Source organism: Stenotrophomonas sp. PFBMAA-4, from assembly GCF_030053215.1.
GTDB lineage: Bacteria > Pseudomonadota > Gammaproteobacteria > Xanthomonadales > Xanthomonadaceae > Stenotrophomonas.
In genome coordinates this window covers 61700-85491 of the sequence record NZ_JASGBW010000016.1, presented here as the reverse complement: position 1 = coordinate 85491, position 23792 = coordinate 61700, and the positions used below count along the sequence as shown (strand labels likewise).

Genomic DNA, 23792 nt, shown 5'->3' with positions numbered 1-23792 from the left:
CGGGAAGGGTGGTCTACGGGTGAATGATGTGACCGACTACTTCAAACAGCCTTGATCCAGATCAATGTATGAATGGGAACCCAAGAGGATCGTATGCCATTCCCGTGACCACTGCGACCGCCGGCCGCAGGGGGACACTGTTGCCTGCGCCTACAATGCGGGGCATTCCCTGCCATCTGTGAAGACTTTGAGCGCTGCCAAACCCACTGCTGCCGAGCCACCTACCGCAGAAGAAGAATCGGCCCTGCAGCGGCGCGCCCGCACGGCGTGGCTGGCCGGCCTGGCCCATGCCGCGCGTGGCCGGCAGCGCCTGGCCGCCCTGTGCATCAGCCTCTCCGGCGCCCTGCTGGTCGGCCAGGCCGCGGCGATCGCCTGGCTGGTGCAGACCGTGCTGGTGGAGCGCGCGCCGTTGGCCAGCGGCCTGCCGGTCCTGGCCGCGCTGGCCGTCATCCTGGTGCTGCGCACGCTGCTGGGCAGCGCCACCCAGGCCGCCGCCGGTGATGTGGCCGATGCCGCCCGGCTGGCCCTGCGTGAGCGTGTGTTCGCGCGCCTGCTCGGCCACGGCCCGCTGTGGCTGCGGCAGCGCCGCACCGGTGAGCTGGGCGAGCTGATGCTGCACCACGGCGATGCCATCGAAAGCTATTACAGCGGCTTCCTGCCGGTGCGTACCGAAGTAGTGGTGGTGCCGCTGCTGATCCTGGCCGCGGTGGCCTGGGTCGACTGGGTGGTGGCGCTGATCCTGCTGTTCACCGCGCCGCTGGTGCCGTTCTTCATGATGCTGGTGGGCTGGGGCGCCGAAGCGGCCGGGCGCGCACAGCTGGGTGAACTGGCACGCATGAGCGGCCACTTCGCCGATCGCATCAAGGGCCTGGGCTTGCTGCGCCTGTATGGGCGTGGCGAGGCGGAACTGGCCGGTATCGAGGACGCCGCCGAAGGGGTGCGCGTGCGTACGATGAAGGTGCTGCGCATCGCGTTCCTGTCATCCACCGTGTTGGAATTCTTTGCCTCGGTGAGCGTGGCGATGGTCGCGCTCTACCTGGGCCTGAGCTACCTGGGCCTGATGTCGCTGCATGCTGCGGTGCCGACGCTGGGCGCGGGCCTGTTCTGCCTGCTGCTGGCCCCGGAGTTCTACGCGCCGCTGCGGCGGCTGGCCGCGCATTACCACGACCGCGCCAACGCGCTGGCCGCAGCGGCCGAGGTGGAGCGCCTGCTGCTTTCGCTGCCGGACGAGCCGGTGATGGCCGAGGTGCCGGTCGCACCGCTGGCGGTGGAGCCGGCCGAGGCGGCCTTGCCGCCGGTGCTGGCACAGGGGCTGGTGCTGCGCCCCTTGGGTGCCCCGCACGATGTGCTGCAGGGCGTGGACCTGCGGCTGGAGCCCGGGCAGCGGCTGGCGCTTGTCGGCCCCAGTGGCTCGGGCAAGAGCACGCTGCTGGAAGCGCTGGCCGGGTGGCTGCCGCCGCGTGCGGGACGGGTACAGCTGCGCCCTGGCGTGCAGGTGGCCTATGCCAGCCAGCGTCCCTATCTGTTCCATGGCTCGATTGCCGACAACCTGCGCCTGGCCGACCCCGCGGCCAGCGATGCACGCCTGCGCGCGGTGGCCGAGGCGGCGCAGGTGCTGCAGTTCGCCCAGCGCCTGCCCGATGGGCTGGACACCGTGATCGGTGAGCGCGGCTTCGGCCTGTCCGGCGGCGAAGCCCGGCGCATCGGCCTGGCCCGGCTGCTGCTGCGCGACCCGCAGGTGCTGCTGCTGGACGAGCCCACGGCCTTCCTCGATGCCGATACCGAAGCCGCGTTGTTGAGCAGCCTGGCCGCCTACGCGCGCGGCCGCAGCGTGGTGGTGGCCACCCACAGCCCGGTGGTGATCGCCTGGGCCGACCGTTGCCTGCTGCTGCCCGAAGGACGCCTGGTCGACCCGGCCCAGGCGGTGAGCGCATGAGCCGTTCGCCCGATTCGCTGCGCGCGGTGTTCCTGCGCCACCGGCCGCGCCTGCTGCTGACGGTGCTGCTGTTGTGGATCACCATGCTGGCCGGCACCGCGCTGCTGGGCCTGTCCGGTGGTTTCCTCACCGCCGCCGCGTTGGCCGGTGCGGCAGGGCTGGCGCAGGGTTTCAATTTCTTCTCGCCTTCGGCCGGCATCCGCGGGCTGACCATGGCGCGCATCGTGTCGCGCTATTTCGAAAAGCTGGTCGGCCACGATGCCACCCTGCGCATCGCCCGCGACCTGCGCGTGTGGTTCTTCCGGCGCGCGCTGCCGCTGGCACCGGCGCGGCTGGGGGCCACGCGCACCGGTGAACTGCTGGCCCGCCTGCTGGGCGATATCGGCGAGGTCGATGGCCTGCTGGTGCGCGCCATCGGGCCGCTGGTGGCGCTGGGTGCGCTGTCGCTGGTGGCGGTGGGTGCGGCGGCGATGATCCTGCCCTCGGCCGCCGTGCTGCTGGCCGTGCTGGCGCTGCTGATCGGCTTCGGCGTGCCGTGGCTGGGCGTGCGCGGCCATGACCATGAAGAAGCCGATCGTGCCGCGCATCGCGCTGCGCTGCGGACGGCTGCATTCGAAGGGCTGGAGGGTGCGGGCGACCTGACCGCGCTGCATGCCGATGCCGCGTGGCAGTTGAAGGTGCGCGTGGCGGCCAAGCAGCTGGCCTCGCGCGACCGGCGCCGGCGCTGGCGGCTGATCGCGGCGTCCACCCTGCATGGCCTGGTGGCCGGGCTGGGCCTGGTGGCGATGCTGGCGCTGGCCCTGCATGCGGCAGAACAGCAGCGCATTCCTGCGGAGATGGCCGCCGGGCTGGTGTTCCTGACCGTGGCGATGATCGAGTTGTGGGCGGGCATGGGCCTGGCGTGGCAGTCGCTGCAGTCCGGCCGCATCGCTGCGGACCGCCTGCAGTCCATCGTCGAGCAGGCGCCGGCGGTGGAAGATCCGTCGCTGCCGCAGGCGGTGCCGCAGGCCGCCACCGTGCAGTGGGAAGACGTGCATTTCCGCTGGCCGGGCGCGGCGCGGCCGGTGTTGTCGGGCCTGCAGTTATCCCTGGCACCCGGTGAGCGCATCGCCATCCGCGGCGACAGCGGCAGTGGCAAGACCACGCTGTCCAGCCTGCTGCTGCGCCTGTGGGATCCGCAGCAAGGGCGGTTGAGCTACGGCGGGCACGATCTGCGCGGGTTCGCCCAGGCCGATTGGCATCGGCAGCTGGCGTGGTTGCCGCAGAACGCGCCGGTATTTGCCGGCACCGTGGCCGAGAACCTGCGGCTGGGTGACCCCGACGCCGGCGATGACGCCCTGTGGGCGGTGCTGCGCCGCGTGCGCCTGGGTGAGTGGGCCGAGCGCAATGGCGGCCTGCAGGCGTGGGTAGGCGAGAACGGCGCGACGATGTCGGCCGGGCAGGCGCGGCGCCTGGCATTGGCGCGGGCGCTGCTGCGCAACGCGCCGATCCTGCTGCTGGACGAACCGACCGAAGGCCTGGATGTGGATACCGCGCGCGCGCTGTTGCAGGATCTGGCTGGCCTGCTGGAGGGGCGCAGCCTGTTGATGATCACCCACGACGACCTGCCCGACGGCGTGGTGGATGCGCAGTACCGGTTGCGTGATGGCGTGCTGGAGCGGGAATCCACGCATGGCGTGGATCTACTGTAGAGCCGAGCCCATGCTCGGCTCCGCGCAGAAAGCAGCCGAGCATGGGCTCGGCTCTACAGGTGTCGCGTGCCGCCTGGTAGTGCCGGTCGCTGGCCGGCAATCACGCATCCACGTCGTTCGAACGATTACCGCGAGAACTCGCGCAGCATCACTGCGATCGATGCCACGTTCGCTACCACGCACAGCCAGAACACCCACTGGAATTCCGCCTTGCGGTGCTTGTGGCGGAACAGCGCCTGGCCCAGGAGCGCCCCCGGCCAGCCACCGGCGAACGCCAGCAGCTGCAGCGTGCGCTCGGGAATGCGCCACTGCCTGCGCTGTGCCGCGCGCTTGTCATGCCCGTACAGCCCGAACGACACCGCGCTGGCCAGCAGGCACCAGCCGCCCAGCCACAGCGGCAGCACCGCGCAGAGCGTCAGCGCGACCAGCGCGCCGAACGCGGCCAACGCCAGGTTGCGCCGCCAGGCCACTTACAGCGCGTCGAGGAAGCCGCGCACGGCCGGGCCGAAGCGGTCGAAGTCGACCAGGAAGGCGTCGTGGCCCTGCGGTGAATCCAGGCCGATGAACTGCGCATCGGCGCCGCCGGCACGCAGGCCGTCGGCGACCTGTTGCTGCTGCTGCACCGGGAACAGGATGTCGGTGTTGGCGCCGATGGCCAGTGCCTTTTCGACACGGATCTGTGCCAGCCCCGCCAGCACGTCCCCATCGGCATACTCGGCCAGGTCGAACCAGTCCATCGAGCGGCTCAGGTACAGGTAGCAGTTCGGATCGAAGAAGCGCACGAAGCGTCGTGCATGGCCTTCGAGGTAGCTTTCCACCTGGAACTCCAGCCCGAACGGGTCATCGTCGGTCTGGTCCGAATCCAGCCGCACGCGGCCGAAGCGGCCATCCCATTCCAGCGCGGAGCGATAGGTGATCACGCCCAGCTTGCGCGCCATGCGCATGCCCGATTCGGGGTAGTCGGTTTCGGTGTAGCGCCCACCGTTCCACTGTGGGTCCAGGCGGATGGCTTCGCGCTGCAGCGAGCGGATGGCAATGGAGAACGGTAGTGCCTGTGCGCTGCCGGAAATGTTGACGTGGCTGCGGGCGATACCCGGCTGCAGCATCAGCACGGCCAGCGCGGTCATGCCGCCCATCGAATTGCCGACCACGCAGGCCAGTTGCTCGATGCCCAGGGCATGCACCACCTCGATGGCGGCGCGCGCGCCGTCTTCCACCGACAGTTCCGGGAAATCGAGGCGATAGGGTTCGCCGGTGGCCGGGTTCTGCGACGCCGGGCCGGTGGAGCCCTTGCAGCTGCCCAGCGAATTGACGCAGACCACGAACCAGCGGTCGGTATCGATGGGCTTGCCGGCGCCAACCATTGCTTCCCACCAGCCCGGGGCCGGGTTGCCGGCGTTGGCGGCGGCGTGCGCGTCCGGCGACAGGCCGGTGACGATCAGGATCGCATTGCGACCGTCGGCAGCCAGGGTGCCCCAGGTTTCATAGGCCACGCGCGCGCCGTGCAGTGCGCCGCCGCGCTTGAATGGGAAGGGCGAGGGCAGGGCATGGAAGCGGGTGCCGGGCGGGATGAATTCGGTCATGTGGGCATTCTAGCGGGGCCGCCTGTGCAGCTGGCGACACGCTGGTTTCCATTGGGGCCGGTATCCACGCATGGCGTGGATCTACTGTAGAGCCGAGCCCATGCTCGGCCGCAGGTCACGGGAACCGCAACTCGACCACGCTGTCATGCGGCAGCTTCACCCGCACCACGTCGCTCTGCAGGTCGCCTTCGCTGCGGTTGGCGCTGCCGCTGCGCGAAATGCGTGCCAGCACCTCCACTTCGGCGTGCGCCGACAAGGGGGCGGTCGGCATCGGGCTGTCATCGTCACCCAGCCCGACCGTGGCCGGGAAATCCGCCAGCGGCAGCTTGCGTGCGGCCACCGGCATCGGCGGGCCGCCGACGGCGCGGGCCAGCACGAATACCTGGGTGCTGGCCGGCCAGTCGCCCTGCGCCAGCGACGCGGGCAGGTGTACGCGAACCTGCAGCAGCGCGGGCGCATCCGTGGCCTGCCCCGCGGCCTCGCGGGCGATGGCGATCTGCGCCTGCAAGGCCTGTGCAGCACCGGGCTCCAGGCGCGGCAGCAGGCTGCTCCAGACATCGGCGGCCTCGGCGTTCTTTCCGCGCTGGCGCAGGGCGATGCCGAGCAGCCAGCTGGCGCGCTCCGCGTCCGGTGCCAGGCGACGCGCCTGTTGCAGCCAGTCCATCGCGGTGTCATCGAACTGCTTGCCGGCATCGGCCTGGGCGCGCGCCTGTGCGGCTTCCACCAGCACACCGGCATCATCCGGGGCGAGGGCCACGGCGCGGGCGAACGCCTCGGCGGCGGCTGCGGTGTTGCCCAGCTCACTCTGCGAACGGCCGAGCAGTGCCCAGCCATCGGCACGCTGCGGATCGCGCTCAAGTGCCTGCTGCAGTGCGCTCACGCCATCACGCAGGGTGGCCACCGATGGTGCCGGCTGCATGCGTGCGGCGCGCGGGTCGCCCACCAGCACGTACAGGCAGGCGCCGACCACGCCCAGTGCCAGCACGCCCAGCATGAAACCGCGACGGCCCTGCTGGCGCAGCGGCCACAGCACCAGTGCGGCCATCAGCGCAGCCACCAGGCCAGCCAACACCGGCAATGCGTTGCTCACCAGCCATCTCCTTCGTCGGTGTTGCCGGCCGGTGCAGGCGCCACGTTGCGGCCACGGCGGCGGACGATGCCCAGCACCACCAGGCCGCCGGCGCCCAGCAGCAGCAACGGGCCACCCCACAGCAGCCAGGTGCCCGGCTGCAGCGGCGGCTGGTACAGCACGAATTCGCCGTAACGGGCCACCAGGAACTGCTTGATCTGCGCGTCGTCGTGGCCCTGCTGCATCAGCTGCAGCACCTCGCGGCGCAGGTCCTGGGCGATCTGTGCGTTGGAATCGGCCAGCGACTGGTTCTGGCACTGCACGCAGCGCAGCTGCGCGGCCAGGTCGTGGAAGCGCGATTCTTCGGCAGCGTCGCGGAAGGCGAGAGGGCGCGGATCGTGCAGCGGCTGCTGGGCCAGCGCCGGCAGCGCTGCGGCCATCAGCAGCGCAAGCAGCAGCCCGCGGCCGCGCTTATGGATTGCCGTGCAGGCCGGCATCGGCATTGCCCTGTGCCTTCTCGATCTTCTGCAGCGCCGGGATCAGCTTTTCGTCCACCACCTGCTGGGTCATCGCGCCGCTGTACTTCCAGCGCACGATGCCACTGCCGTCGACCAGGAAGGTTTCCGGCGCGGCGGTCACGCCCCAGTCGATGGCGGTGCGGCCTTCAACATCGCTCAGCACGACCATGAACGGGTTGCCCAGCGTTTCCAGCCAGTGCAGCGCGTCGGTCGGTTCATCCTTCCAGTTGTAGCCGATCACGCGCACGCGCTTGCTTTCGGCGAAGCGGGTCAGCACCGGGTGTTCCTCGCGGCAGGCCGCGCACCAGCTGCCCCACACGTTCAGCAGGTAGGGCGCGCCGCGCAGCTCTTCGCTGCGCACGGTCATGCTGGGGTCGTGCAGCACCGGCAGCGCAAAGGCCGGCGCCGGCTTGTCGATCAGCGCCGACGGCAGCACGTCGCGCTGCGGGTCGCCCGATTTCATCACCCCATAGATCATCAGCCCCAGCAGGCCGAAGAAGAACAGCACGCCGATCACGATGGCTACCGGCGGCAGCGGGCGGGAAGGACGCGGGGCGGGGGACTCGGACATGGAAACTCCTACGGACGGCGGAAACGGCGGTCGGCGGCGGTGATGAATCCGCCCAGGGCCATCAGCAGCGCGCCCAGCCAGATCCAGCGCACGAACGGCTTGATGTGGACCCGTACCGCCCATGCATTGTTGCCCAGCGGCTCGCCCAATGCCACGTAGACATCACCGCTCAGGCGTGCATCGATGCCGGCTTCGGTCATTACCTGGCCACCGCTGGCGTACTGGCGTTTTTCCGGGTGCAGCAGGGCCAGCTCGCGACCGTTGCGGAACACCCGCAGGTGGCCGCGATCGGCGGTGAAGTTGGGGCCCTCGCGATGGTCCACGCCCTCGAAGCGCACTTCGTTGCGGCCGACCACCACCTGCTGGCCCGGCGCCAGCGCGACTTCGCGCTGCACGTTCAGCGCTTCCACCAGCAGCGCACCGGCCAGGAAGACCGCGATGCCGGCGTGGGCGACGATCATGCCGAGCATCTCGGCCGTGAAGCGGCCATTGCCGCGCAGGCGCTGCCAGACGAAGCGCGCGGTACCCAGCCCGACCCAGGCGGCAGCGGCCACGCCGAGGCCGGCCTTCCAGCCGTTCTGCGGTGCCTGCCACCAGGCCAGCGCGCCCAGCAGCACGGCCAGGCCCAGCCATGGGGCAAGCAGTGCGAATGCACGCGATGGCTGGTCGCGCTGCCACTTCACCAGCGGGCCGAACGGCAGCAGCAGCACCATCGGTGCCATCAGCAGCAGGAACAGGCTGCCGAAGTAGGGCGGGCCGACCGAGATCTTGCCCAGCGACAGCGCGTCGGCCAGCAGCGGGTACAGCGTGCCCAGCAGCACCATCGCGCAGGCCGTGGCCAGCAGCAGGTTGTTGGCCAGCAGCAGGGTTTCGCGCGAGGTGGCGGTAAAGCCGCGGCGCGGATCACCGGCGTCCACGCTGAGGCCGCTGGCGCGCAGCACGTACAGCAGCAGGCTGCCGCCGACCAGCAGCGAGAGGAAGACGAGGATGAACAGGCCGCGCGAGGGATCGGCGGCGAACGAGTGCACGCTGGTCAGCACGCCCGAGCGCACCAGGAAGGTACCGAGCAGGGACAGCGCGAAGGCGGCGATGGCCAGCAGCAGGGTCCAGCTGCCGAACGTGCCGCGCTTTTCAGTGACGGCCTGCGAGTGGATCAGCGCGGCGCCGACCAGCCACGGCATGAAGCTGGCATTTTCCACCGGGTCCCAGAACCACCAGCCGCCCCAGCCCAGCTCGTAGTACGCCCACCAGCTGCCCAGCGCGATGCCCAGGGTCAGGAAGCCCCAGGCCACGTTGGTCCACGGCCGCGTCCAGCGCAGCCAGCGCGCATCCACGCGGCCTTCCAGCAGGGCGGCCACGGCGAAGGCGAACGGCACCGCAAAGCCCACGTAGCCCAGGTACAGCATCGGCGGGTGGATGATCAGTCCCGGGTCCTGCAGCAGCGGGTTGAGGTCGCGGCCCTCCAGCGGCGCCGGATTCAGGCGCAGGAACGGGTTGGAGGTAAAGATGAGGAAGGCGAGGAAGCCGACGCTGACCACGCCCATCACCGCCAGCACGCGCGCCTGCACCGGGGCGGGCAGGTGCCGCGAGAACAACGCAACAGCACCGGTCCACAGCGCCAGCACCAGCGCCCACATCAGCAGCGAACCTTCGTGCGCGCCCCAGACCGCCGAGTAGCGGTAGATCATCGGCAGCAGCGAATTGGAGTTCTCGGCCACGTAGCGCACCGAGAAGTCCTGCTGCACGAAGGCGGCGGTCAGTACCGCGAACGCCCCAGCCACCAGCAGCAGCTGGGCGAAGGCGGCCGGGCGCGCCACCGCCATCCACGCCGCATTGCCGCGCTGCGCACCCACCAGCGGCAGGCCGGCCTGCAGCAGCGAGGCCAGCAACGCACACAGCAGCAGGATCTGGCCCAGCTCTGGCAGCACTCAGCGCACCTCGGTGGCCGGTACCGGCACGTCGTGCTTGCGATGGGCATCGCCCATCTTGTCGGCCACTTCCTTCGGCACGTACTTCTCATCGTGCTTGGCCAGCACTTCATCGGCCACGAACACGCCGTCCTGCAGGCGACCGCTGGCGACCACGGCGGTGCCCTCGGCAAACATGTCCGGCAGGATGCGCGAAGTGAGCACGGCCAGCTGGGCGTCGCCGTCGGTGACCTCGAAACGCGCATCGAGCGAACCGACCGGGCGGTTGAACGAGCCCTTCACCACCATGCCGCCGAGACGGAAGCGGGTCTGCGCATCGACGTCGCCACGCAGTACTTCCGACGGGGTGTAGAGGTAGGCGATGTTGCGTTCCAGTGCCATCGCCACCAGCGCGGTCGCCAGGCCGGAGGCGAGCAGGGCCAGCAGCACCCAGGCCAGGCGGCGGCGCTGTACCGGGGTCATCGTTCCAGCTCCGCCGACAGGGTCGGCGCGGCCTGCTGGGCGGTCTGCCGCGCCTGCTGCCGCTGCTGGCGCGACTGTGCCTGGCGGCGGGCGGCGCGCAGGCGCAGCCACGAGCCGATGGCATCGGCCAGCAACACCAGCACGAACACCGCATAGGCGCCGATCACGAAGGGCAGGTGGGTCATTGCCGGGTCTCCTCCACGCGCTGGCCGACCCAGGCCTTGCCGGCCTCGCGGTCGAGGTTGTCGGCGCGTGCCTTGGCCAGCACCGAGCCGGCGAACCAGAATTTGGTGCCGATCACCATCCACCACAGCGGCGCGATCATCGCGCTGCTGATGGCCGAGTCACCGAAGACGCTGATCGACTGGCGCTGGTGCAGGCCGCCCCACCAGTCCACCGAATAGCGGATGACCGGCAGCAGGCTGACGCCGACGATCGCCAGCAAGCCAGCCGCGCGCGCGGCGCTGCGGCGGTCCTCGATGGCGTGGTACAGGCCGATGACGCCCAAATAGAGGAACAGCAGGACCAGTTCGCTGGTCATGCGCGGGTCCCAGTCCCACCAGGTGCCCCAGGTGCCCTTGCCCCAGATGCTGCCGGTGAGCAGGGTGATGAGGGTGAAGCCGGCGCCCATCGGCGCGCAGGCCATCGCCAGGATCTCGCAGATCTTGATGCGCCAGATCAGCGCGATGGCGGCATACAGCGCCATCAGCGCGAACACGAACAGGCTCATCCAGGCACTGGGCACGTGGATGTAGAGGATGCGGAAGCTGTCCAGCTGGCGTGCCTCCGGCGGCACCACCAGCAGCGCCTGCCACAGGCCCACCAGCAGCACCGGCAGCGCGGCGATGTAGAACACACGCGACCAGCGGGCAGCGAAACGATCGAACGTGGGCGGCGAACCGAGTTGATGGAACCAGCGGACGATCGGATTCATGCGTGACGGCTATCCAGCAAGGGTGGATTGGCTCTCTGCCCGTTCAACTCAGGGAAATACGGATGGCCGCAGCCGTCGCCAGCGGTGCCAGCAGCAACGCGACCACCAGTCCTGCGCCCAGCATCAGCAGCGCACCCACCGGATCCTGCCCGCGACTGGCCGCCGCCAGGCTGCCCGCACCAAACACCAGCACCGGTACGTACAGCGGCAACGACAGCAACGCCACGAGAATACCAGAGCGCCGGATGCCTACGGTCAGCGCGGCGACCACGCCACCGATCAGGCTCAGCACCGGTGTTCCCAGCAGCAACGATGCCAGCAACATCGGCAGTTGGTCATGTGGCAGATGCAGCATTTCCGCCAGCAGCGGGCTGACCACGATCAGCGGCAGCGCGGTGGTGGCCCAGTGCAGCAGCACGCGCACCAGCACCAGCCAGGCCAGCGGCACCGGTGCCAGCAGCCATTGTTCCAGCGATCCATCCTCGGCATCGGAACGGAACAGCGAATCCAGCGCCAGCTGCCCGGCCAGCAGCACCGCCAGCCACAGCACCGCACCGGCAGTGGCGGCCAGCGGTTGCGGGTCACGGCCCTGTGCCAGGGCGAACAGCACCACCACCAGCAGGGCGAACAGCACCGGCTGCAGCGCATCGCCACGACGGCGCCACAGCAGGCGCAGGTCGCGCGAAAGCAGGGCGCGGGCGGTCTGCCACAGGCCCGGTTCGGTACCCGGGGCGATCATGCCGCAGCTCCCTGCGTGGTGGCGGGCGGCTGCCCGGGCGCACGCAGTTCCAGCAGGCGCGTGCGGACCGGCGGCGCAGCATAGGCGCCGTGGGTGGTGACCAGCGCGGCACCGCCGCCGCGCAGATGGGCCGAAATCATCCGGTTGACCAGGTTGATGCCATCCAGATCGAGGTTGGCGTAGGGTTCGTCGAGCAGCCACAGCGGCGCCGGTGACAGCCAGATGCGGGCCAGCGCCAGGCGGCGTTTCTGGCCGGCCGACAAGTGCCGCACCAAGGTGTCCTCGTAGCCGGCCAGGCCGACGATGGCCAGCGCGCTACCGGGCATCTGCTTGGCCCGGCGGCCATGCAGGCCACAGAGGAAATGCAGGTTCTCCAGCGTGTCCAGGTCCGGCTTCAGCGCCGGCAGGTGGCTGAGGTAGGCGACATAGCGGGCACGCTCGGCATTGCTGGCCTGCTTGCCGTCAATGCGGACCTGGCCGGCGCCCGGCCGGGCCAATCCCGCCAAAACGCGCAGCAAGGTCGTCTTGCCGGCGCCATTGCCGCCCTGCACCAGCAGCGCCTCGCCGGCGTCCACGTGGAAATCCAGCGGGCCGAACACGGGTTCGTCATTGCGGGAGAAGCTCAGGCCGCTGGCGGCCAGCAATGCTGGGGTGTTCAAGGGGCAGGGGTCTTCGTGCCGGAGTGCGGCGGCAATTGTAGCGATGAATGCCCGTGGTAGTGCCGGCCGCTGGCCGGCAATTCCCCCGGCGCCGGTTGTCTGGCCGCTGTTGCCGGCCAGCGGCCGGCACTACCGAAGCAGGGATTGCGTAAACTCAGGGGTCTGTCTCCCCATTCCCCCAGGCCGATGCAACCCACCACCAAGCTGCCCAAGGTCGGTACCACGATCTTCACCGTGATGTCCCAGCTCGCCGCCGAACACGGCGCGGTCAACCTGGGCCAGGGTTTCCCGGATTTCTCCGCGCCGCAGCGCCTGATCGACGAAACCACCAGGGCGATGGCCGCCGGCCTGAACCAGTACCCGCCGATGACCGGCGTGGCACCGCTGCGCCAGGCCATCGCGCAGAAGTCGCTGGACCTGTACGGCGCGACGATCGACCCGGACACCGAGATCACCGTCACCAGCGGTGCCACCGAGGCGATCTTCAACGCCATCCACGCCGTGGTGCGTGCCGGCGAGGAAGTGATCGTGCTGGACCCGGCCTACGACTGCTATGAACCGGCCATCGAACTGGCCGGCGCCATCGCCGTGCACGTGCCGCTGGATCCGCAGACCTTCGCCGTGGACTGGGACCGCGTGCGCGCGGCGATCACCCCGCGTACCCGCATGCTGATGGTCAACACGCCGCACAACCCGTCGGGTGCGATGCTGGACCAGGCCGACATGCAGGCGCTGGCCGACCTGCTGCGGGGCACGCAGATCTACCTGATCTCCGATGAAGTGTACGAACACATCATCTACGACGGCCGCCGCCACGAATCGGCGCTGCGCTATCCCGAACTGCGCGAGCGCACCTTCGTCATCTCCAGCTTCGGCAAGACCTACCACTGCACCGGCTGGAAGATCGGCTACGCCGTGGCGCCGCCGCTGCTGACCGCTGAATTCCGCAAGGTGCACCAGTACAACACCTTCACCAGCTTCGGCCCGGCGCAGTATGGTTTCGCCGCGATGATCCGCGACGAGCCCGAGCACCACCTGGAGCTGGGTGCGTTCTACCAGGCCAAGCGCGATCGTTTCCGCGAGCAGCTGGCCAGCACGCGCCTGAAGCCGCTGCCGGTGCCGGGTGGCTATTTCCAGCTGGTCGACTACTCGGCCATCAGCGATCTGCCTGACCACGAATTCGTGAAGTGGCTGACCATCGAGAAGGGCGTCACTGCCATCCCGCTGTCGCCGTTCTACGAAACCGCGCCGGTCGGCCAGCGCCTGGTACGCCTGTGCTTTGCCAAGAACGAAGCGACCCTGGACGCGGCGATCGAACGCCTGCGTCTACTGTGAGGAACTGACGACCATGCAGGACCTGCGCATTTCCCTCGTCCAGGGCGACACCCGCTGGCATGACCCGGCGGGCAACCGTGATTACTACGGCGCGTTGCTGACGCCGCTGGCCGGCAGCACCGACCTGGTGATCCTGCCGGAGACCTTCACCAGCGGCTTCTCCAACGAGGCCATCGCCCAGGCCGAAGGCATGGACGGCCCGACGGTGGCCTGGGTGCGCGAACAGGCGAAGGCGCTGGGCGCGGCGGTGATCGGCAGCGTGCAGCTGCGCGATGGCGAAGGCGTCTACAACCGCCTGCTGTTCGCCACGCCCGATGGTGGGCTGCAGTACTACGACAAGCGCCACCTGTTCCGTTACGGCGGCGAGCACGAGCGCTATGCCGCCGGGCGCGACCGCCTGAGCGTGGAATGGAAGGGCTGGCGGATCAATCCGCAGGTCTGCTACGACCTGCGTTTCCCGGTGTTCTGCCGCAACCGCTACAACGTGGAGCGGGCAGGGCAGATGGATTTCGACCTGCAGATCTTCGTGGCCAACTGGCCCTCGGCGCGCGCCTATGCGTGGACGACCCTGCTGCGCGCGCGGGCGATCGAAAACCTGTGCTTCGTGGCCGCGGTCAACCGCATCGGCGTGGACGGCAACCAGCTGCACTACGCCGGCGACAGCGCAGTGATCGACTTCCTCGGCCAGCCGCAGGTGGAGATCCGCGAGCGCGAACAGGTGGTCACCACCACCATCTCGGCCGAGGCCCTGGCCGCGCACCGCGCACGCTTCCCGGCGATGCTCGATGCCGATGCGTTCCATCTGGACGAGCGCGCCTGAGCGGGCGCTCGACCGGCGGCTGAACGCTTGCCGCACCGGCGCGCGTGCCTGCATCCACCGTGCACGCGCGCGCTGCTAGATTCGCCGGCAGTCCGACCTGAAGTGGAAGTCCTGCCGATGAACAAGCCCCTTGTCCTGCTGCTGGCGCTGGCCGCAGCCTCGCTGGCCCCGGCCGCCCATGCCGGTGGCAACCTCGATTGCCAGCTGCGCTACAACCTGTCCGGCTGGTCGCTGATCTACAAGACCGCCTCGGGCAACGGCACCATCCAGTGCAGCAACGGCGCCAGCATGCCGGTGCACATCCAGCTCAAGGGCGGCGGCCTGACCGTGGGCAAGTCGAAGATCAGCAACGGCCGCGGCAGCTTCACCGGCGCGGTGGGCATCAACGAGCTGCTGGGCACCTACGCTTCGGTGGGCGCACACGCGGGCGCGGTGAAATCCAGCAACGCGCAGGTGATGACCAAGGGCGACGTTTCGCTGGCCCTGTCCGGCACCGGCAAGGGCTGGGACCTGGGCGTGGACGGCACCGCGTTCACCATCAGCCGTCGCTGATCCCGGTCCATCCACGCATGGCGTGGATCTACCAGGGATTCGTTCCACCCGATAAAGAAAAACCCCGGCCGGAGCCGGGGTTTTTCATTTCAGCATGGCGTGCGATCAGCCGCCGCGCGGGCCGCTGCGACGCGGGCCGCCCGGACCACGGTTGCCGCCGGGGCCGCCCGGGCCACGGTTGCCACCGGGACCACCCGGGCCACGGTTGCCGCCCGGACCGCGATTGCCGCCCGGACGTGCATTGGCGTTGCCGCCCGGACGACCGTTGCCTGCCGGACGCGTGCTGCCGTACGGGCTGAAGCCCGGATTGGCGTGGTCGGAGGGGAAGCTCGGGGCGTTGCCCGGATGGCCGTAGGGGTGCTTGTTGCCCTGGCCCTGCGAGCGGTTGCCCGCACCGGCCGGACGACCCTGGCCACCACCGGCGCCACCACGGCCTTCACCGCCGAAGCCGCCGCGACCCTGGCCGCCACCTGCACCGGCGCCCGGACCCTTCGGCTTGCCGTACGGACGGCCCTGGCCACCCGCGCCAGCGCCCGGACCACGGGCACCCGGGCCACGTGCGCCCGGACCGGCGTTGCGGTGGCCGCTCGGGCCGGTGCTGACACCGTCCGGCACGTACCAGGTACGGAACGCGGCCGGGTTGCCTTCCGGCAGCGAACGGTCGTTCTTCGGCGCGCGCTGCTTGAACGGCTTCTGCGACTGCTTGGCGGCTGCTTCGCCGCTGACGGTCAGGCCACCCTTGAAGCCGCCACCCTTGCCACCGCGACCACGGCCGCGGTCTTCGCGCACGTTGTCGAAGCGGCGCAGTTCGCGACCTTCATCGGCGGTGCTGTGGCCGTTGACGTAGGCATTGCCACGACCGCCTTCGCGCACGCGCACGGTGGTCTTGGCAGCACGACGCTGGCCGATCACCGGCTGCAGGGTCAGCGCCGACGGCGCGCCTTCTTCCAGCTTCAGCTGCGCGCGCAGGGCTTCAACCTGGGCGGTCGGCAGTTCCACCGAATGGCCACGGACCAGTTCGCGCGGCAGGCTGACCTTGCCGTAGCGGGTGCGCTTGAGGCGGCTGACCTGGCAGCCCTGCGATTCCCACAGGCGGCGCACTTCGCGGTTGCGGCCTTCCTTCACCACGACGCGGAACCAGTCGTGCGAGTCGGTGCCGCCGATGCGCTCGACCTCGTCGAACTTGGCCGGGCCGTCTTCCAGCGCGACGCCACGGGCGAGGCGGTCGACAATGGCGTCGGAGACCTTTTCCTCGCCTTCCGGGGCACGCACGCGCACCACGTACTCGCGCTCGACCTCGAACGACGGGTGCATCATGGCATTGGCCAGTTCACCGTCGGTGGTGGCCAGCAGCAGGCCGGTGGTGTTGATGTCCAGGCGGCCGATGGCGATCCAGCGCGCGCCCTTCAGCGGCGGCAGGGATTCGAACACGGTCGGGCGGCCTTCGGGATCTTCGCGGGTGGTCACTTCGCCTTCCGGCTTGTTGTAGACCAGCACGCGCGACGGCTCGGCCAGGGCGGTGGCGACGAAGCCACGGCCATCCAGCTCGATCTTGTCGCCGCTCTTGACCGACATGCCGGTCTGCGCGACTTCGCCGTTGACCTTGACCAGGCCTTCGGCGATGCGCTGTTCCAGCGCGCGGCGCGAGCCGAGGCCGGCCTGGGCCAGCACCTTGTGCAGGCGCTCTTCCAGCTTGAACTGTTCGGAGGTGGCTTCGCGCTTCAGCGAGAGCTTGTTACGGGGGGTGTCACTCATCAGTTTTGCTCCGGCCGACGGTTTCGAGGTCGGCCTCTGGTTCGGAATCGGCTTGGTCAACAGCCACGGTCGTCGTCGCGACGGCGTTGTCTTCGCGTTCGTTCACTGGCACCGCGCGCTCGCCCGGCGCGGAATCGGGGTGCCCATCATCGAGGGGCGAAGGTGCTTGCTCATCGGTGGCCGGCGCAGCAGCTGCGTCGGCGGAATCGGGGGTGTTGCCATCGCCGCCCTGCAGGCCGGCGTCATCATTGGCGGCCGCGTCGGGGTCGGCGCTGATGTCCGGGCCGGCGGCACCGGCAACGGCGGGACCATCGCGGTCCAGCGCCAGCTGCGGTTCCAGCTCGCCCAGGTCTTTCAGTTCCGACAGCGGCGGCAGTTCGTCCAGGCGCTTCAGGCCGAAATAGTCCAGGAAGCCCTTGGTGGTGCCAAACAGCGCCGGCTTGCCGGGCACGTCGCGGTGGCCGACCACGCGGACCCATTCGCGCTCTTCCAGTGCCTGGATGATGTTGCTGCTGACCGCCACGCCGCGCACCTGCTCGATCTCGCCGCGGGTGATCGGCTGCCGGTAGGCGATCAGCGCCAGGGTTTCCAGGGTGGCGCGGGTGTAGCGGGTCTTGCGTTCGGTCCACAGCCGGCTGATCCAGCCGTGCACTTCGCCGGTCACCTGGTAGCGGAAGCCGGAGGCGACCTCGACCAGTTCCACGCCGCGGCCTTCGCAGCCCTCGCGCAGGCGCTCCAGCGCACGTTCGATGCTGCCCGGCGGTGCCGGTTCCTCTTCCGGGAACAGGTCTTTCAGCTGGGCCAGGGTGAGCGGCTGGCTGGAGGCCAGCAGGGCACCTTCGACAATGCGGTTGATCAGCGTCTGGTCCATCGGCAGTCAGCGCTCACTCGTTTTCATTGGCGGCGTCGTTGTCGTCGAACTCGCTGCTGAACTGCAGCGGGGCGTTGGTGTTGCCGGCGGCCAGGGACTTCACGTAGATCGGCGCCAGCGGTTCTTCCTGGACCAGGTCCAGCAGCTGCTCCTTGGCCAGTTCCAGCACGGCCAGGAACGTGACCAGCACGCCCAGCTTGCCTTCTTCGGCGGTGAACAGCCCTTCAAAGCGGTAGAACCTGCCGTCTTCAAGCCGGCCGAGCACTTCGCCCATGCGCTGCCGCACGCTCAGTGCCTCGCGCTTGATGGCGTGGCCGCTGAACAGCTCGGCGCGCTTGAGCACGTCGTGCAGGGCCAGCAGCATCTCCTTCAGGTCCACCGGCGGCGGCAGCTTCACCGTCGCCCGCTCGGGCATGAAGGCGTGCGCCACCGTGGTGTCGCGGTCCTGGCGGGGCAGGGCGTCGATATCCTCGGCAGCCTGCTTGAAACGTTCGTACTCCTGCAGCCGGCGCACCAGCTCGGCGCGCGGGTCGGCTTCGTCGCCTTCCTCGCTGACCGGGCGCGGCAGCAGCATGCGCGACTTCACCTCGGCCAGGATCGCGGCCATCACCAGGTACTCGGCGGCCAGTTCGAAGCGCAGCTCGCGCATCACGGTGATGTATTCCACGTACTGCCGGGTGATCTCGGCCACGGGAATGTCCAGCACGTCCAGGTTCTGCCGGCGGATCAGGTACAGCAGCAGGTCCAGCGGGCCTTCAAAGGCATCCAGGATGACTTCCAGCGCATCCGGCGGGATGTACAGGTCCTGCGGGATCTGCAGGACCGGTTGCCCATGCACCACGGCCAGCGGCATTTCCTGCTGCTGGGGGGCGGGCGGCCGGGTTGGCGGGTTCGCGTCGAGCGCGAGTTCGGAAGTCATCTAATGGACAATAGGATTGCAACGGACCAGTCGCGGTACCGGACCTGCCGGACCTGCGCCACGGCGCCCCAGGCACCAGTCACGCCGGGATCGGCGCGATTCCACACATATCAAACAGCAGGACGCGCCGCAGGAAACGGCGGCGACGGAACTACGGGGAGGTCGTCTACGTGGCCCGGCCGGTTGGCCCGGTTCGAAGCAGCGGTACGGTCGTCGGGGGCTGCGTTGGCCGCAAAACCCGACGGGCTGCTGCATCAAGCCACGTGCAATGGTGCCTAGGGTACGGCTTTGCCGGGCCAGTGTCCAGCCGGGCCGGTGGCGGTGGCCCATTGGCTAGAATCGACGCACCGCAACATGAACGAGGAATGCCCGTGTTCTATGTGATTGAAGGTTACGACGGCCAGGATGTCCTGGCGCAGCGGCTGCAGGCCCGGCCCGAACACCTGGCGCGGCTGCACGCGCTGCGCGACGAAGGCCGCCTGCTGCTGGCCGGGCCGTGCCCGGCGATCGACAGCGAGGATCCGGGTCCGGCCGGCTTCAGCGGATCGGTGGTGATTGCCGCGTTCGACTCGCTGGCGCAGGCCCGGGAGTGGGCCGATGCCGACCCCTACGTGGCTGCCGGCGTCTACACCCGCATCGACGTGCGGCCGTTCCGCAAGGTGCTGCCATGAGTGCGCAGCGCATCGATCTGATCCGTGCTGCGCTGCAACAGGCATTGGCGCCGAGCACGCTTGAGATCGAAGACGACAGCCACCGCCATGCCGGCCACGCCGGTGCACGTGACGGGCGGGGCCATTTCAACGTGCTGGTGGTCAGCGAGCAGTTCGCCGGCATGGCTCCGCTGGCGCGCCATCGCGCGGTGTATGCCGCGCTGGGCGGGCTGATGGAGACCGATATCCATGCGCTGTCCATCCGCGCATGCACCCTGTCCGAGCAGGGCTGATGGCCTGTCCCGCAAAGTCCTGCCAGGTCCAGGAACAGACCTGTCCACGTCAGATTTCTGTGTCCATCCGGGGACATTCGTCTAACGGAGTGTTTACAAGCGCAGATGGAAACGCTTACATTCCGCGCCAAGCTGGTAGGTCCAAGCCGTGGAGGGCGGCTTCGTGAACAAGGCAGCCATAACAATCAAAGACGTCGCACGAGAAGCCCGGGTCTCCGTGGCCACGGTTTCCCGCGCGCTGAACGGGCATGAGAATGTCGCCGAACCGGTCCGCCAGCTTGTGCTGGAGGTCGCCGCGAGGCTGCGTTACACCCCGCACGCCGCCGCACGCAGCCTGAGCAGCCGCCGTACCAATACGGTGGGCGTGGTGCTGCCCGATCTGTACGGCGAATTCTTCTCCGAGCTGATGCGCGGCATCGACAACGTTGCCCGCAACCGTCGCCAGCACCTGCTGGTGTCCAGCTACCACGGCGACCAGGTACAGCAGGGCGCCGCCCTGCGTGCCATGCGCGGCCGCGTCGATGGCCTGCTGGTGCTCTCGCCCTATGCCGAGAGCCCCGGCTTCCTCACCGACAACCTGCCGCAGTCGCTGCCCACGGTCCTGATCAATACCTATCTGCCGGGGCAGGATCACCCGGTCCTGAGCATCGACGATCACGCCGGTGCGATGGCCATGACCCGCCACCTGCTCGATGCCGGCCACCGCCGCATCGCGTTCATTTCTGGCCCGGATCTCAACTTCGACGCGCGTGAGCGCCTGCGCGGCTTCCGTGACGCGCTGGCGGCTTTTGGCAACGGCGCCGAAGGCATCGAGTTGCCCGGTGATTTCGACGAAGCTTCCGGCCATCGCGCCGGTCAGGAGATGCTGGCAGCCGGCGCGCTGCCCGATGCCGTGTTCGCCGCCAACGACATGATGGCCCTGGGTTGCCTCTACGCATTCGCGCAGGCAGGCATCCATGTGCCCACCGATGTCGCCCTGGCGGGTTTCGATGACATTCCACTGGCGCGGTTTGTACACCCCTCGTTGACCACCATGCAGGTCAGTATCGCCGAGTTGGGCGATAGGGCGATGACGCGTCTGATGCAGTTGATGGACGGCAACACCCCCGATGGGGCAGGTGACAAGCAGACGCTCGTTCCCCGCCTCATCGTTCGCGATTCCACCACTCCGCCATCGGGCCATTGAAGCCAGAGGCGTTTCTTCTTTCTTGATTGATCGCAGGTACCGCATTCGCGGATACCGCCACCCGGAGATTGAGTTGATGATGCATTCCACGATCCGCATGCCGGCCCGCCGGCTGCTGAGTACCGCACTGGTCAGCTGCCTGATGCTGGCCGCCGCCCCGAACGTCATGGCGCAGTCGGCCAACGCCAGCCTGCGCGGCCAGGTGGCCGGCGCCCAGGCCGGTTCGGAAGTCACCGCTACCAACGTCGCCACCGGCACCGTCCGTCGCGGCACCGTGCGCGCCGATGGCACCTATTCGCTGATGGGCCTGGACCCGGGCACCTATGACGTGGCCGCCAATGGCCAGACCCAGAAGGTCACCGTCACCGTGGCCTCGACCTCCACGCTGAACTTCAGCGAGGCCGCCGCCGGTGGTACTGCCGGTGGCAGCGCCGCGACCAACCTGGACACCGTCAACGTCGTCGCGCCGACCCTGCTGCAGGAAGTGCGTACCTCCGAAGTCGGCAAGACCGTCAGCCTGCAGCAGATCCAGACCACCCCGCAGGTGTCGCGCAACTTCCTGGAGTTCGCCGATGCCGTGCCGGGCCTGATCTTCACCCGTGATGCCAAGGGCAACACCTCGCTGCGCGGCGGTGCCACCAATTCCGACGGCACCAACGTCTACATCGACGGCGTGGGCCAGAAGAGCTACGTCAAGGGCGGCGGCGTGGCCGGCCAGTCCGGCAGTGCCGGCAACCCGTTCCCGCAGCTGGCCATCGGCGAATACAAGGTCATCAGCGGCAACTACAAGGCCGAGTACGGCCAGGTGTCGAGCGCCGCAGTGACCGCTGCCACCAAGTCCGGTACCAATGAATTCAAGGGTGAGGCGTTCTACCGCTACACCGATGAAGACATGCGCGCCAAGACCCCGGCCGAGCGCCAGGGCGGCAAGGACAAGATGGTCTCGGCCGAGAAGGAATACGGCTTCGCCCTGGGCGGCCCGATCATCCAGGACAAGGCACACTTCTTCGTGACCTACGAAGCCAAGCGCTTCGACCTGCCGGTCACCATCGCTCCGGACGGTGCCGTCACCAGTGCCGCCAGCCTGCTGCCGCCCGCGGGCGCCGCCGGCCTGGGCCCGGCCAGCCAGCCGTTCCAGCAGGACCTGATCTTCGGCAAGATCGACTTCGAGCCGACCGACAACGACCGCATCGAGCTGACCTTCCAGGACCGCGACGAAACCCAGTCGCAGTTCAGTGGCCAGACCTCGCCGGAAGCCGGCCGTGAAGTGGTCAACACCGACCGTCGTTACGCGCTGCGCTGGAACCACAGCGGCGAGCGTTTCTACAACGAAATGATGGTCACCCATGAAGATTCCTTCAACAACCCGACCCCGCTGACCCTGGCCAACGGCATCACCTACACCGCACCGGACGGCACCGAAGACCGCACCGTGGTGAAGATCGGTGGCGCCTCGGCACTGGATTCGCAGGTGAAGGGCCAGAAGGGCTGGTCGATCGAGGACAACCTGACCCTGGACGGCATCCAGTGGGCCGGCGACCACACCATCAAGATGGGCGTGAAGTACAAGGCCATCGACCTGTACGCCTCCGATGCGGCGCAGATCAACCCGACCTTCACCTACAGCCTGGGCGATCCGGACTTCCCGGATTCCATCCCGTACAAGGCGCAGTTCGTCAAGCCGGTGACCGGCGTGGACGGCGTGTCGGGTGAAGTGCGTTCGAAGTCCAAGCAGTACGGCGTGTTCATCCAGGACGACTGGCAGGTCAACGACCACCTGCAGATCAACCTCGGCCTGCGCTGGGACTACGAAGTCACCCCGTCCTACCTGGACTTCGTGACCCCGCAGGCGGTGGTCGATGCGATCTACTCGCAGGATCCGCGCGCCCCCGCCGGCCAGACCTACGCCGATTCGCTGGCGCTGGGCGGCCTGGACATCAGCAACTACATCAGCAACGGCCACAACCGCAAGGCATTCAAGGATGCCTGGCAGCCGCGCCTGGGCTTCTCGTATGACATCAACGCCGACGAGCAGCACGTGATCCACGGTGGTGCCGGCCGTTCGTACGACCGCGACCTGTTCGACAACCTGCAGCTGGAAACCACCAAGCTGGCCCTGCCGCAGCCGACCATCTACTTCCGCAACCCGGCCACCGGCACCTGCATCAACGGCCAGGCCGCCTGCTATGACTGGAACCCGAACCTGCTCAACGGCATCGGCAACCTGCAGGACCTGGTCGGCGCGACCAGCAATGCCGGCCTGGAAGTCGACCTGCTCAACAACAAGCTGAAGGCGCCGTACTCGGATCAGTTCAGCCTGGGCATGAGCAACCAGATCGGTGACTGGCTGACCGACGCCACCATCGCCCGCACCCTGAGCTACGACGGCTTCGCCTTCACCCTGGGCAACCGTTACCCGACCGGCCAGTTCTTCGATGACCCGCGCCTGTGCGGTGGCACCGAGGCGGGCCTGAGCCAGGCCTGGAGCTGCAACGTGCCGGGCTTCGGCAGCCTGATCATCGGCCAGCAGGGCATCAAGACCCGTGCGACCCAGGTCCTGCTGTCGGCGCAGAAGCCGTTCACCAAGGAAAGCGGCTGGGGCACCTCGATCGCCTACACCTGGACGACCGCGCGCCACAACCGCGACATCAACGAGAAGTACGCCTTTGACCGCGGCCTGATCGGCGACTACCCGACCATCCGTTCCAACGGTGCACCGCGCCATCGCCTGGTGATGACCGGTTCGTACGCTGGCTTCTGGGGCATCACCTTCGGTGGCAAGATCACCCTGGCCACCCCGACCGCCGTCAACGACTGGTACCCGGTGCCGCAGGCCAGCGGCTTCAACCTGCCGACCCCGCAGGCTGCCGTGCCCAATGCCAATGGCAAGTTCCTGCTGGGTGGCAAGATCTTCGGCTACCGTTCGGTCGACCTGCAGGCGACGAAGACGTTCAAGATGCCGGGCGACACCGAGATGTACGCTCGTATCGACATCATCAACGTGTTCAACTTCGACAACTTCTCCACCTACAACTACGTCAAGACGAACGGCAAGCTGCAGGCCAGCTACAACGAGACCGGCGACATCATCGGTACTCCGCGCCAGGTCAAGGCCGAAGTGGGCTTCCGCTTCTAAGCAACGACGCACGCACCACCCCGTTGCCAGCGGCCCGCCGCTGGCAACGGAACCTGGCAATGGCCGGCCTGCGGGCCGGTCCATTGTCCAGCCCCATGCGGCGTCGCTGCGGCGCTGCATGGGACTGGACAATGCCTGTGTTGAATCGGCCACGAATGCGTGGTTTTTTAAGAGTCTGGTTTGTA

23 protein-coding genes are annotated in these 23792 nt (G+C 68.5%); 9 read left to right on the top strand and 14 right to left on the bottom strand.

What is annotated here, in order from left to right; translation table 11 throughout:
• Nucleotides 1-187: 187 nt before the first annotated feature.
• Nucleotides 188-1936, top strand: a complete 1749-nt coding sequence (gene cydD, locus QMZ26_RS11870; RefSeq protein ID WP_283221557.1) for a thiol reductant ABC exporter subunit CydD — start codon at nt 188-190, stop codon at nt 1934-1936.
• Nucleotides 1933-3627 (top strand): thiol reductant ABC exporter subunit CydC, encoded by a 1695-nt coding sequence (cydC, locus tag QMZ26_RS11865; protein WP_283221556.1) that lies wholly within the window; start codon nt 1933-1935, stop codon nt 3625-3627. The genes cydD and cydC overlap by 4 nt, the downstream gene beginning before the upstream one ends.
• A gap of 125 nt (nt 3628-3752) precedes the next feature.
• Here cydC and QMZ26_RS11860 read toward each other — a convergent pair whose 3' ends face one another.
• From QMZ26_RS11860 to ccmA, 11 genes are all read right to left on the bottom strand, one after another.
• On the bottom strand, nt 3753-4097 hold the full coding sequence (locus tag QMZ26_RS11860; RefSeq protein WP_283221555.1) for a DUF1294 domain-containing protein: 345 nt from the start codon (nt 4095-4097) through the stop codon (nt 3753-3755).
• Nucleotides 4098-5210 carry a homoserine O-acetyltransferase gene (locus QMZ26_RS11855; RefSeq protein ID WP_283221554.1) on the bottom strand — a complete coding sequence of 371 codons (1113 nt, stop codon included), beginning with the start codon at nt 5208-5210 and terminating at the stop codon, nt 4098-4100.
• A 115-nt stretch (nt 5211-5325) separates the two neighbouring features.
• A complete protein-coding gene (locus tag QMZ26_RS11850) occupies nt 5326-6303 on the bottom strand; it encodes a tetratricopeptide repeat protein (protein WP_345782671.1) in 978 nt (325 codons plus the stop codon).
• Complete coding sequence (locus tag QMZ26_RS11845) at nt 6297-6719, bottom strand: cytochrome c-type biogenesis protein (protein WP_108747853.1); 423 nt, start codon at nt 6717-6719, stop codon at nt 6297-6299. The genes QMZ26_RS11850 and QMZ26_RS11845 overlap by 7 nt, the downstream gene beginning before the upstream one ends.
• Nucleotides 6720-6750: 31 nt before the next feature.
• On the bottom strand, nt 6751-7368 hold the full coding sequence (locus tag QMZ26_RS11840) for a DsbE family thiol:disulfide interchange protein (RefSeq protein ID WP_079222496.1): 618 nt from the start codon (nt 7366-7368) through the stop codon (nt 6751-6753).
• Between the two features lie 8 nt (nt 7369-7376).
• Nucleotides 7377-9296, bottom strand: coding sequence for a heme lyase CcmF/NrfE family subunit (locus QMZ26_RS11835; RefSeq protein WP_283221552.1), 1920 nt, complete (start codon nt 9294-9296; stop codon nt 7377-7379).
• Nucleotides 9297-9758: a cytochrome c maturation protein CcmE gene (gene ccmE, locus QMZ26_RS11830; protein WP_079222494.1), complete on the bottom strand. Its 462-nt coding sequence runs from the start codon at nt 9756-9758 to the stop codon at nt 9297-9299. It lies immediately after the preceding gene.
• On the bottom strand, nt 9755-9943 hold the full coding sequence (gene ccmD / locus QMZ26_RS11825) for a heme exporter protein CcmD (RefSeq protein ID WP_108758223.1): 189 nt from the start codon (nt 9941-9943) through the stop codon (nt 9755-9757). The genes ccmE and ccmD overlap by 4 nt, the downstream gene beginning before the upstream one ends.
• Complete coding sequence (gene ccmC, locus QMZ26_RS11820) at nt 9940-10692, bottom strand: heme ABC transporter permease CcmC (RefSeq protein ID WP_283221551.1); 753 nt, start codon at nt 10690-10692, stop codon at nt 9940-9942. Before ccmC ends, ccmD begins: the two co-directional genes overlap by 4 nt.
• A gap of 43 nt (nt 10693-10735) precedes the next feature.
• Entirely contained in the window at nt 10736-11431 is a 696-nt protein-coding gene (gene ccmB, locus QMZ26_RS11815; protein WP_079222491.1) for a heme exporter protein CcmB, read from the bottom strand.
• Nucleotides 11428-12090 carry a heme ABC exporter ATP-binding protein CcmA gene (gene ccmA, locus QMZ26_RS11810; RefSeq protein ID WP_079222490.1) on the bottom strand — a complete coding sequence of 221 codons (663 nt, stop codon included), beginning with the start codon at nt 12088-12090 and terminating at the stop codon, nt 11428-11430. Before ccmA ends, ccmB begins: the two co-directional genes overlap by 4 nt.
• A gap of 186 nt (nt 12091-12276) precedes the next feature.
• Between ccmA and QMZ26_RS11805 the strand changes: the two genes are divergently transcribed.
• The 3 genes from QMZ26_RS11805 to QMZ26_RS11795 all read left to right on the top strand — a co-directional run bounded on the left by QMZ26_RS11805 (nt 12277) and on the right by QMZ26_RS11795 (nt 14797).
• Nucleotides 12277-13425: a pyridoxal phosphate-dependent aminotransferase gene (locus QMZ26_RS11805; RefSeq protein ID WP_283221550.1), complete on the top strand. Its 1149-nt coding sequence runs from the start codon at nt 12277-12279 to the stop codon at nt 13423-13425.
• Between the two features lie 13 nt (nt 13426-13438).
• Nucleotides 13439-14245 (top strand): amidohydrolase, encoded by an 807-nt coding sequence (locus tag QMZ26_RS11800; RefSeq protein WP_283221549.1) that lies wholly within the window; start codon nt 13439-13441, stop codon nt 14243-14245.
• 117 nt (nt 14246-14362) lie between these two features.
• The gene (locus QMZ26_RS11795) at nt 14363-14797 is read left to right on the top strand and encodes a hypothetical protein (RefSeq protein ID WP_079222487.1); all 435 of its coding nucleotides are present in this window, start codon (nt 14363-14365) and stop codon (nt 14795-14797) included.
• A 105-nt stretch (nt 14798-14902) separates the two neighbouring features.
• On the opposite strand, the gene QMZ26_RS11790 is transcribed toward QMZ26_RS11795, so the two are convergent.
• From QMZ26_RS11790 to QMZ26_RS11780, 3 genes are read right to left on the bottom strand one after another with little or no spacing between them, the layout of a single operon-like run.
• On the bottom strand, nt 14903-16552 hold the full coding sequence (locus QMZ26_RS11790) for a pseudouridine synthase (RefSeq protein ID WP_200732151.1): 1650 nt from the start codon (nt 16550-16552) through the stop codon (nt 14903-14905).
• Nucleotides 16545-17423 (bottom strand): SMC-Scp complex subunit ScpB, encoded by an 879-nt coding sequence (scpB, locus tag QMZ26_RS11785; RefSeq protein ID WP_283221548.1) that lies wholly within the window; start codon nt 17421-17423, stop codon nt 16545-16547. The genes QMZ26_RS11790 and scpB overlap by 8 nt, the downstream gene beginning before the upstream one ends.
• Before the next feature lie 13 nt (nt 17424-17436).
• Nucleotides 17437-18342 (bottom strand): ScpA family protein, encoded by a 906-nt coding sequence (locus QMZ26_RS11780; RefSeq protein WP_079222484.1) that lies wholly within the window; start codon nt 18340-18342, stop codon nt 17437-17439.
• Between the two features lie 371 nt (nt 18343-18713).
• Between QMZ26_RS11780 and QMZ26_RS11775 the strand changes: the two genes are divergently transcribed.
• The 4 genes from QMZ26_RS11775 (at nt 18714) to QMZ26_RS11760 (ending at nt 23607) form a co-directional block, all read left to right on the top strand.
• Nucleotides 18714-19013 (top strand): YciI family protein, encoded by a 300-nt coding sequence (locus QMZ26_RS11775; RefSeq protein ID WP_283221567.1) that lies wholly within the window; start codon nt 18714-18716, stop codon nt 19011-19013.
• Entirely contained in the window at nt 19010-19285 is a 276-nt protein-coding gene (locus tag QMZ26_RS11770; protein WP_283221547.1) for a BolA family protein, read from the top strand. Before QMZ26_RS11775 ends, QMZ26_RS11770 begins: the two co-directional genes overlap by 4 nt.
• A 148-nt stretch (nt 19286-19433) precedes the next feature.
• Nucleotides 19434-20471, top strand: coding sequence for a LacI family DNA-binding transcriptional regulator (locus tag QMZ26_RS11765; RefSeq protein ID WP_283221546.1), 1038 nt, complete (start codon nt 19434-19436; stop codon nt 20469-20471).
• A 76-nt stretch (nt 20472-20547) separates the two neighbouring features.
• Nucleotides 20548-23607 carry a TonB-dependent receptor gene (locus tag QMZ26_RS11760; protein ID WP_283221545.1) on the top strand — a complete coding sequence of 1020 codons (3060 nt, stop codon included), beginning with the start codon at nt 20548-20550 and terminating at the stop codon, nt 23605-23607.
• Nucleotides 23608-23792 lie beyond the last annotated feature (185 nt).

Coding starts and splice junctions, on each gene's coding strand:
- QMZ26_RS11780 (WP_079222484.1), bottom strand. CDS start 18,342: ATGACTTCCGAACTCGCGCTCGACGCGAACCCGCCAACCCGGCCGCCC.
- QMZ26_RS11855 (WP_283221554.1), bottom strand. CDS start 5,210: ATGACCGAATTCATCCCGCCCGGCACCCGCTTCCATGCCCTGCCCTCG.
- cydC (WP_283221556.1), top strand. CDS start 1,933: ATGAGCCGTTCGCCCGATTCGCTGCGCGCGGTGTTCCTGCGCCACCGG.
- ccmC (WP_283221551.1), bottom strand. CDS start 10,692: ATGAATCCGATCGTCCGCTGGTTCCATCAACTCGGTTCGCCGCCCACG.
- ccmB (WP_079222491.1), bottom strand. CDS start 11,431: ATGATCGCCCCGGGTACCGAACCGGGCCTGTGGCAGACCGCCCGCGCC.
- ccmE (WP_079222494.1), bottom strand. CDS start 9,758: ATGACCCCGGTACAGCGCCGCCGCCTGGCCTGGGTGCTGCTGGCCCTG.
- QMZ26_RS11795 (WP_079222487.1), top strand. CDS start 14,363: ATGAACAAGCCCCTTGTCCTGCTGCTGGCGCTGGCCGCAGCCTCGCTG.
- QMZ26_RS11800 (WP_283221549.1), top strand. CDS start 13,439: ATGCAGGACCTGCGCATTTCCCTCGTCCAGGGCGACACCCGCTGGCAT.
- scpB (WP_283221548.1), bottom strand. CDS start 17,423: ATGGACCAGACGCTGATCAACCGCATTGTCGAAGGTGCCCTGCTGGCC.
- QMZ26_RS11840 (WP_079222496.1), bottom strand. CDS start 7,368: ATGTCCGAGTCCCCCGCCCCGCGTCCTTCCCGCCCGCTGCCGCCGGTA.
- QMZ26_RS11790 (WP_200732151.1), bottom strand. CDS start 16,552: ATGAGTGACACCCCCCGTAACAAGCTCTCGCTGAAGCGCGAAGCCACC.
- QMZ26_RS11805 (WP_283221550.1), top strand. CDS start 12,277: ATGCAACCCACCACCAAGCTGCCCAAGGTCGGTACCACGATCTTCACC.
- ccmD (WP_108758223.1), bottom strand. CDS start 9,943: ATGACCCACCTGCCCTTCGTGATCGGCGCCTATGCGGTGTTCGTGCTG.
- QMZ26_RS11760 (WP_283221545.1), top strand. CDS start 20,548: ATGATGCATTCCACGATCCGCATGCCGGCCCGCCGGCTGCTGAGTACC.
- QMZ26_RS11845 (WP_108747853.1), bottom strand. CDS start 6,719: ATGGCCGCAGCGCTGCCGGCGCTGGCCCAGCAGCCGCTGCACGATCCG.
- QMZ26_RS11770 (WP_283221547.1), top strand. CDS start 19,010: ATGAGTGCGCAGCGCATCGATCTGATCCGTGCTGCGCTGCAACAGGCA.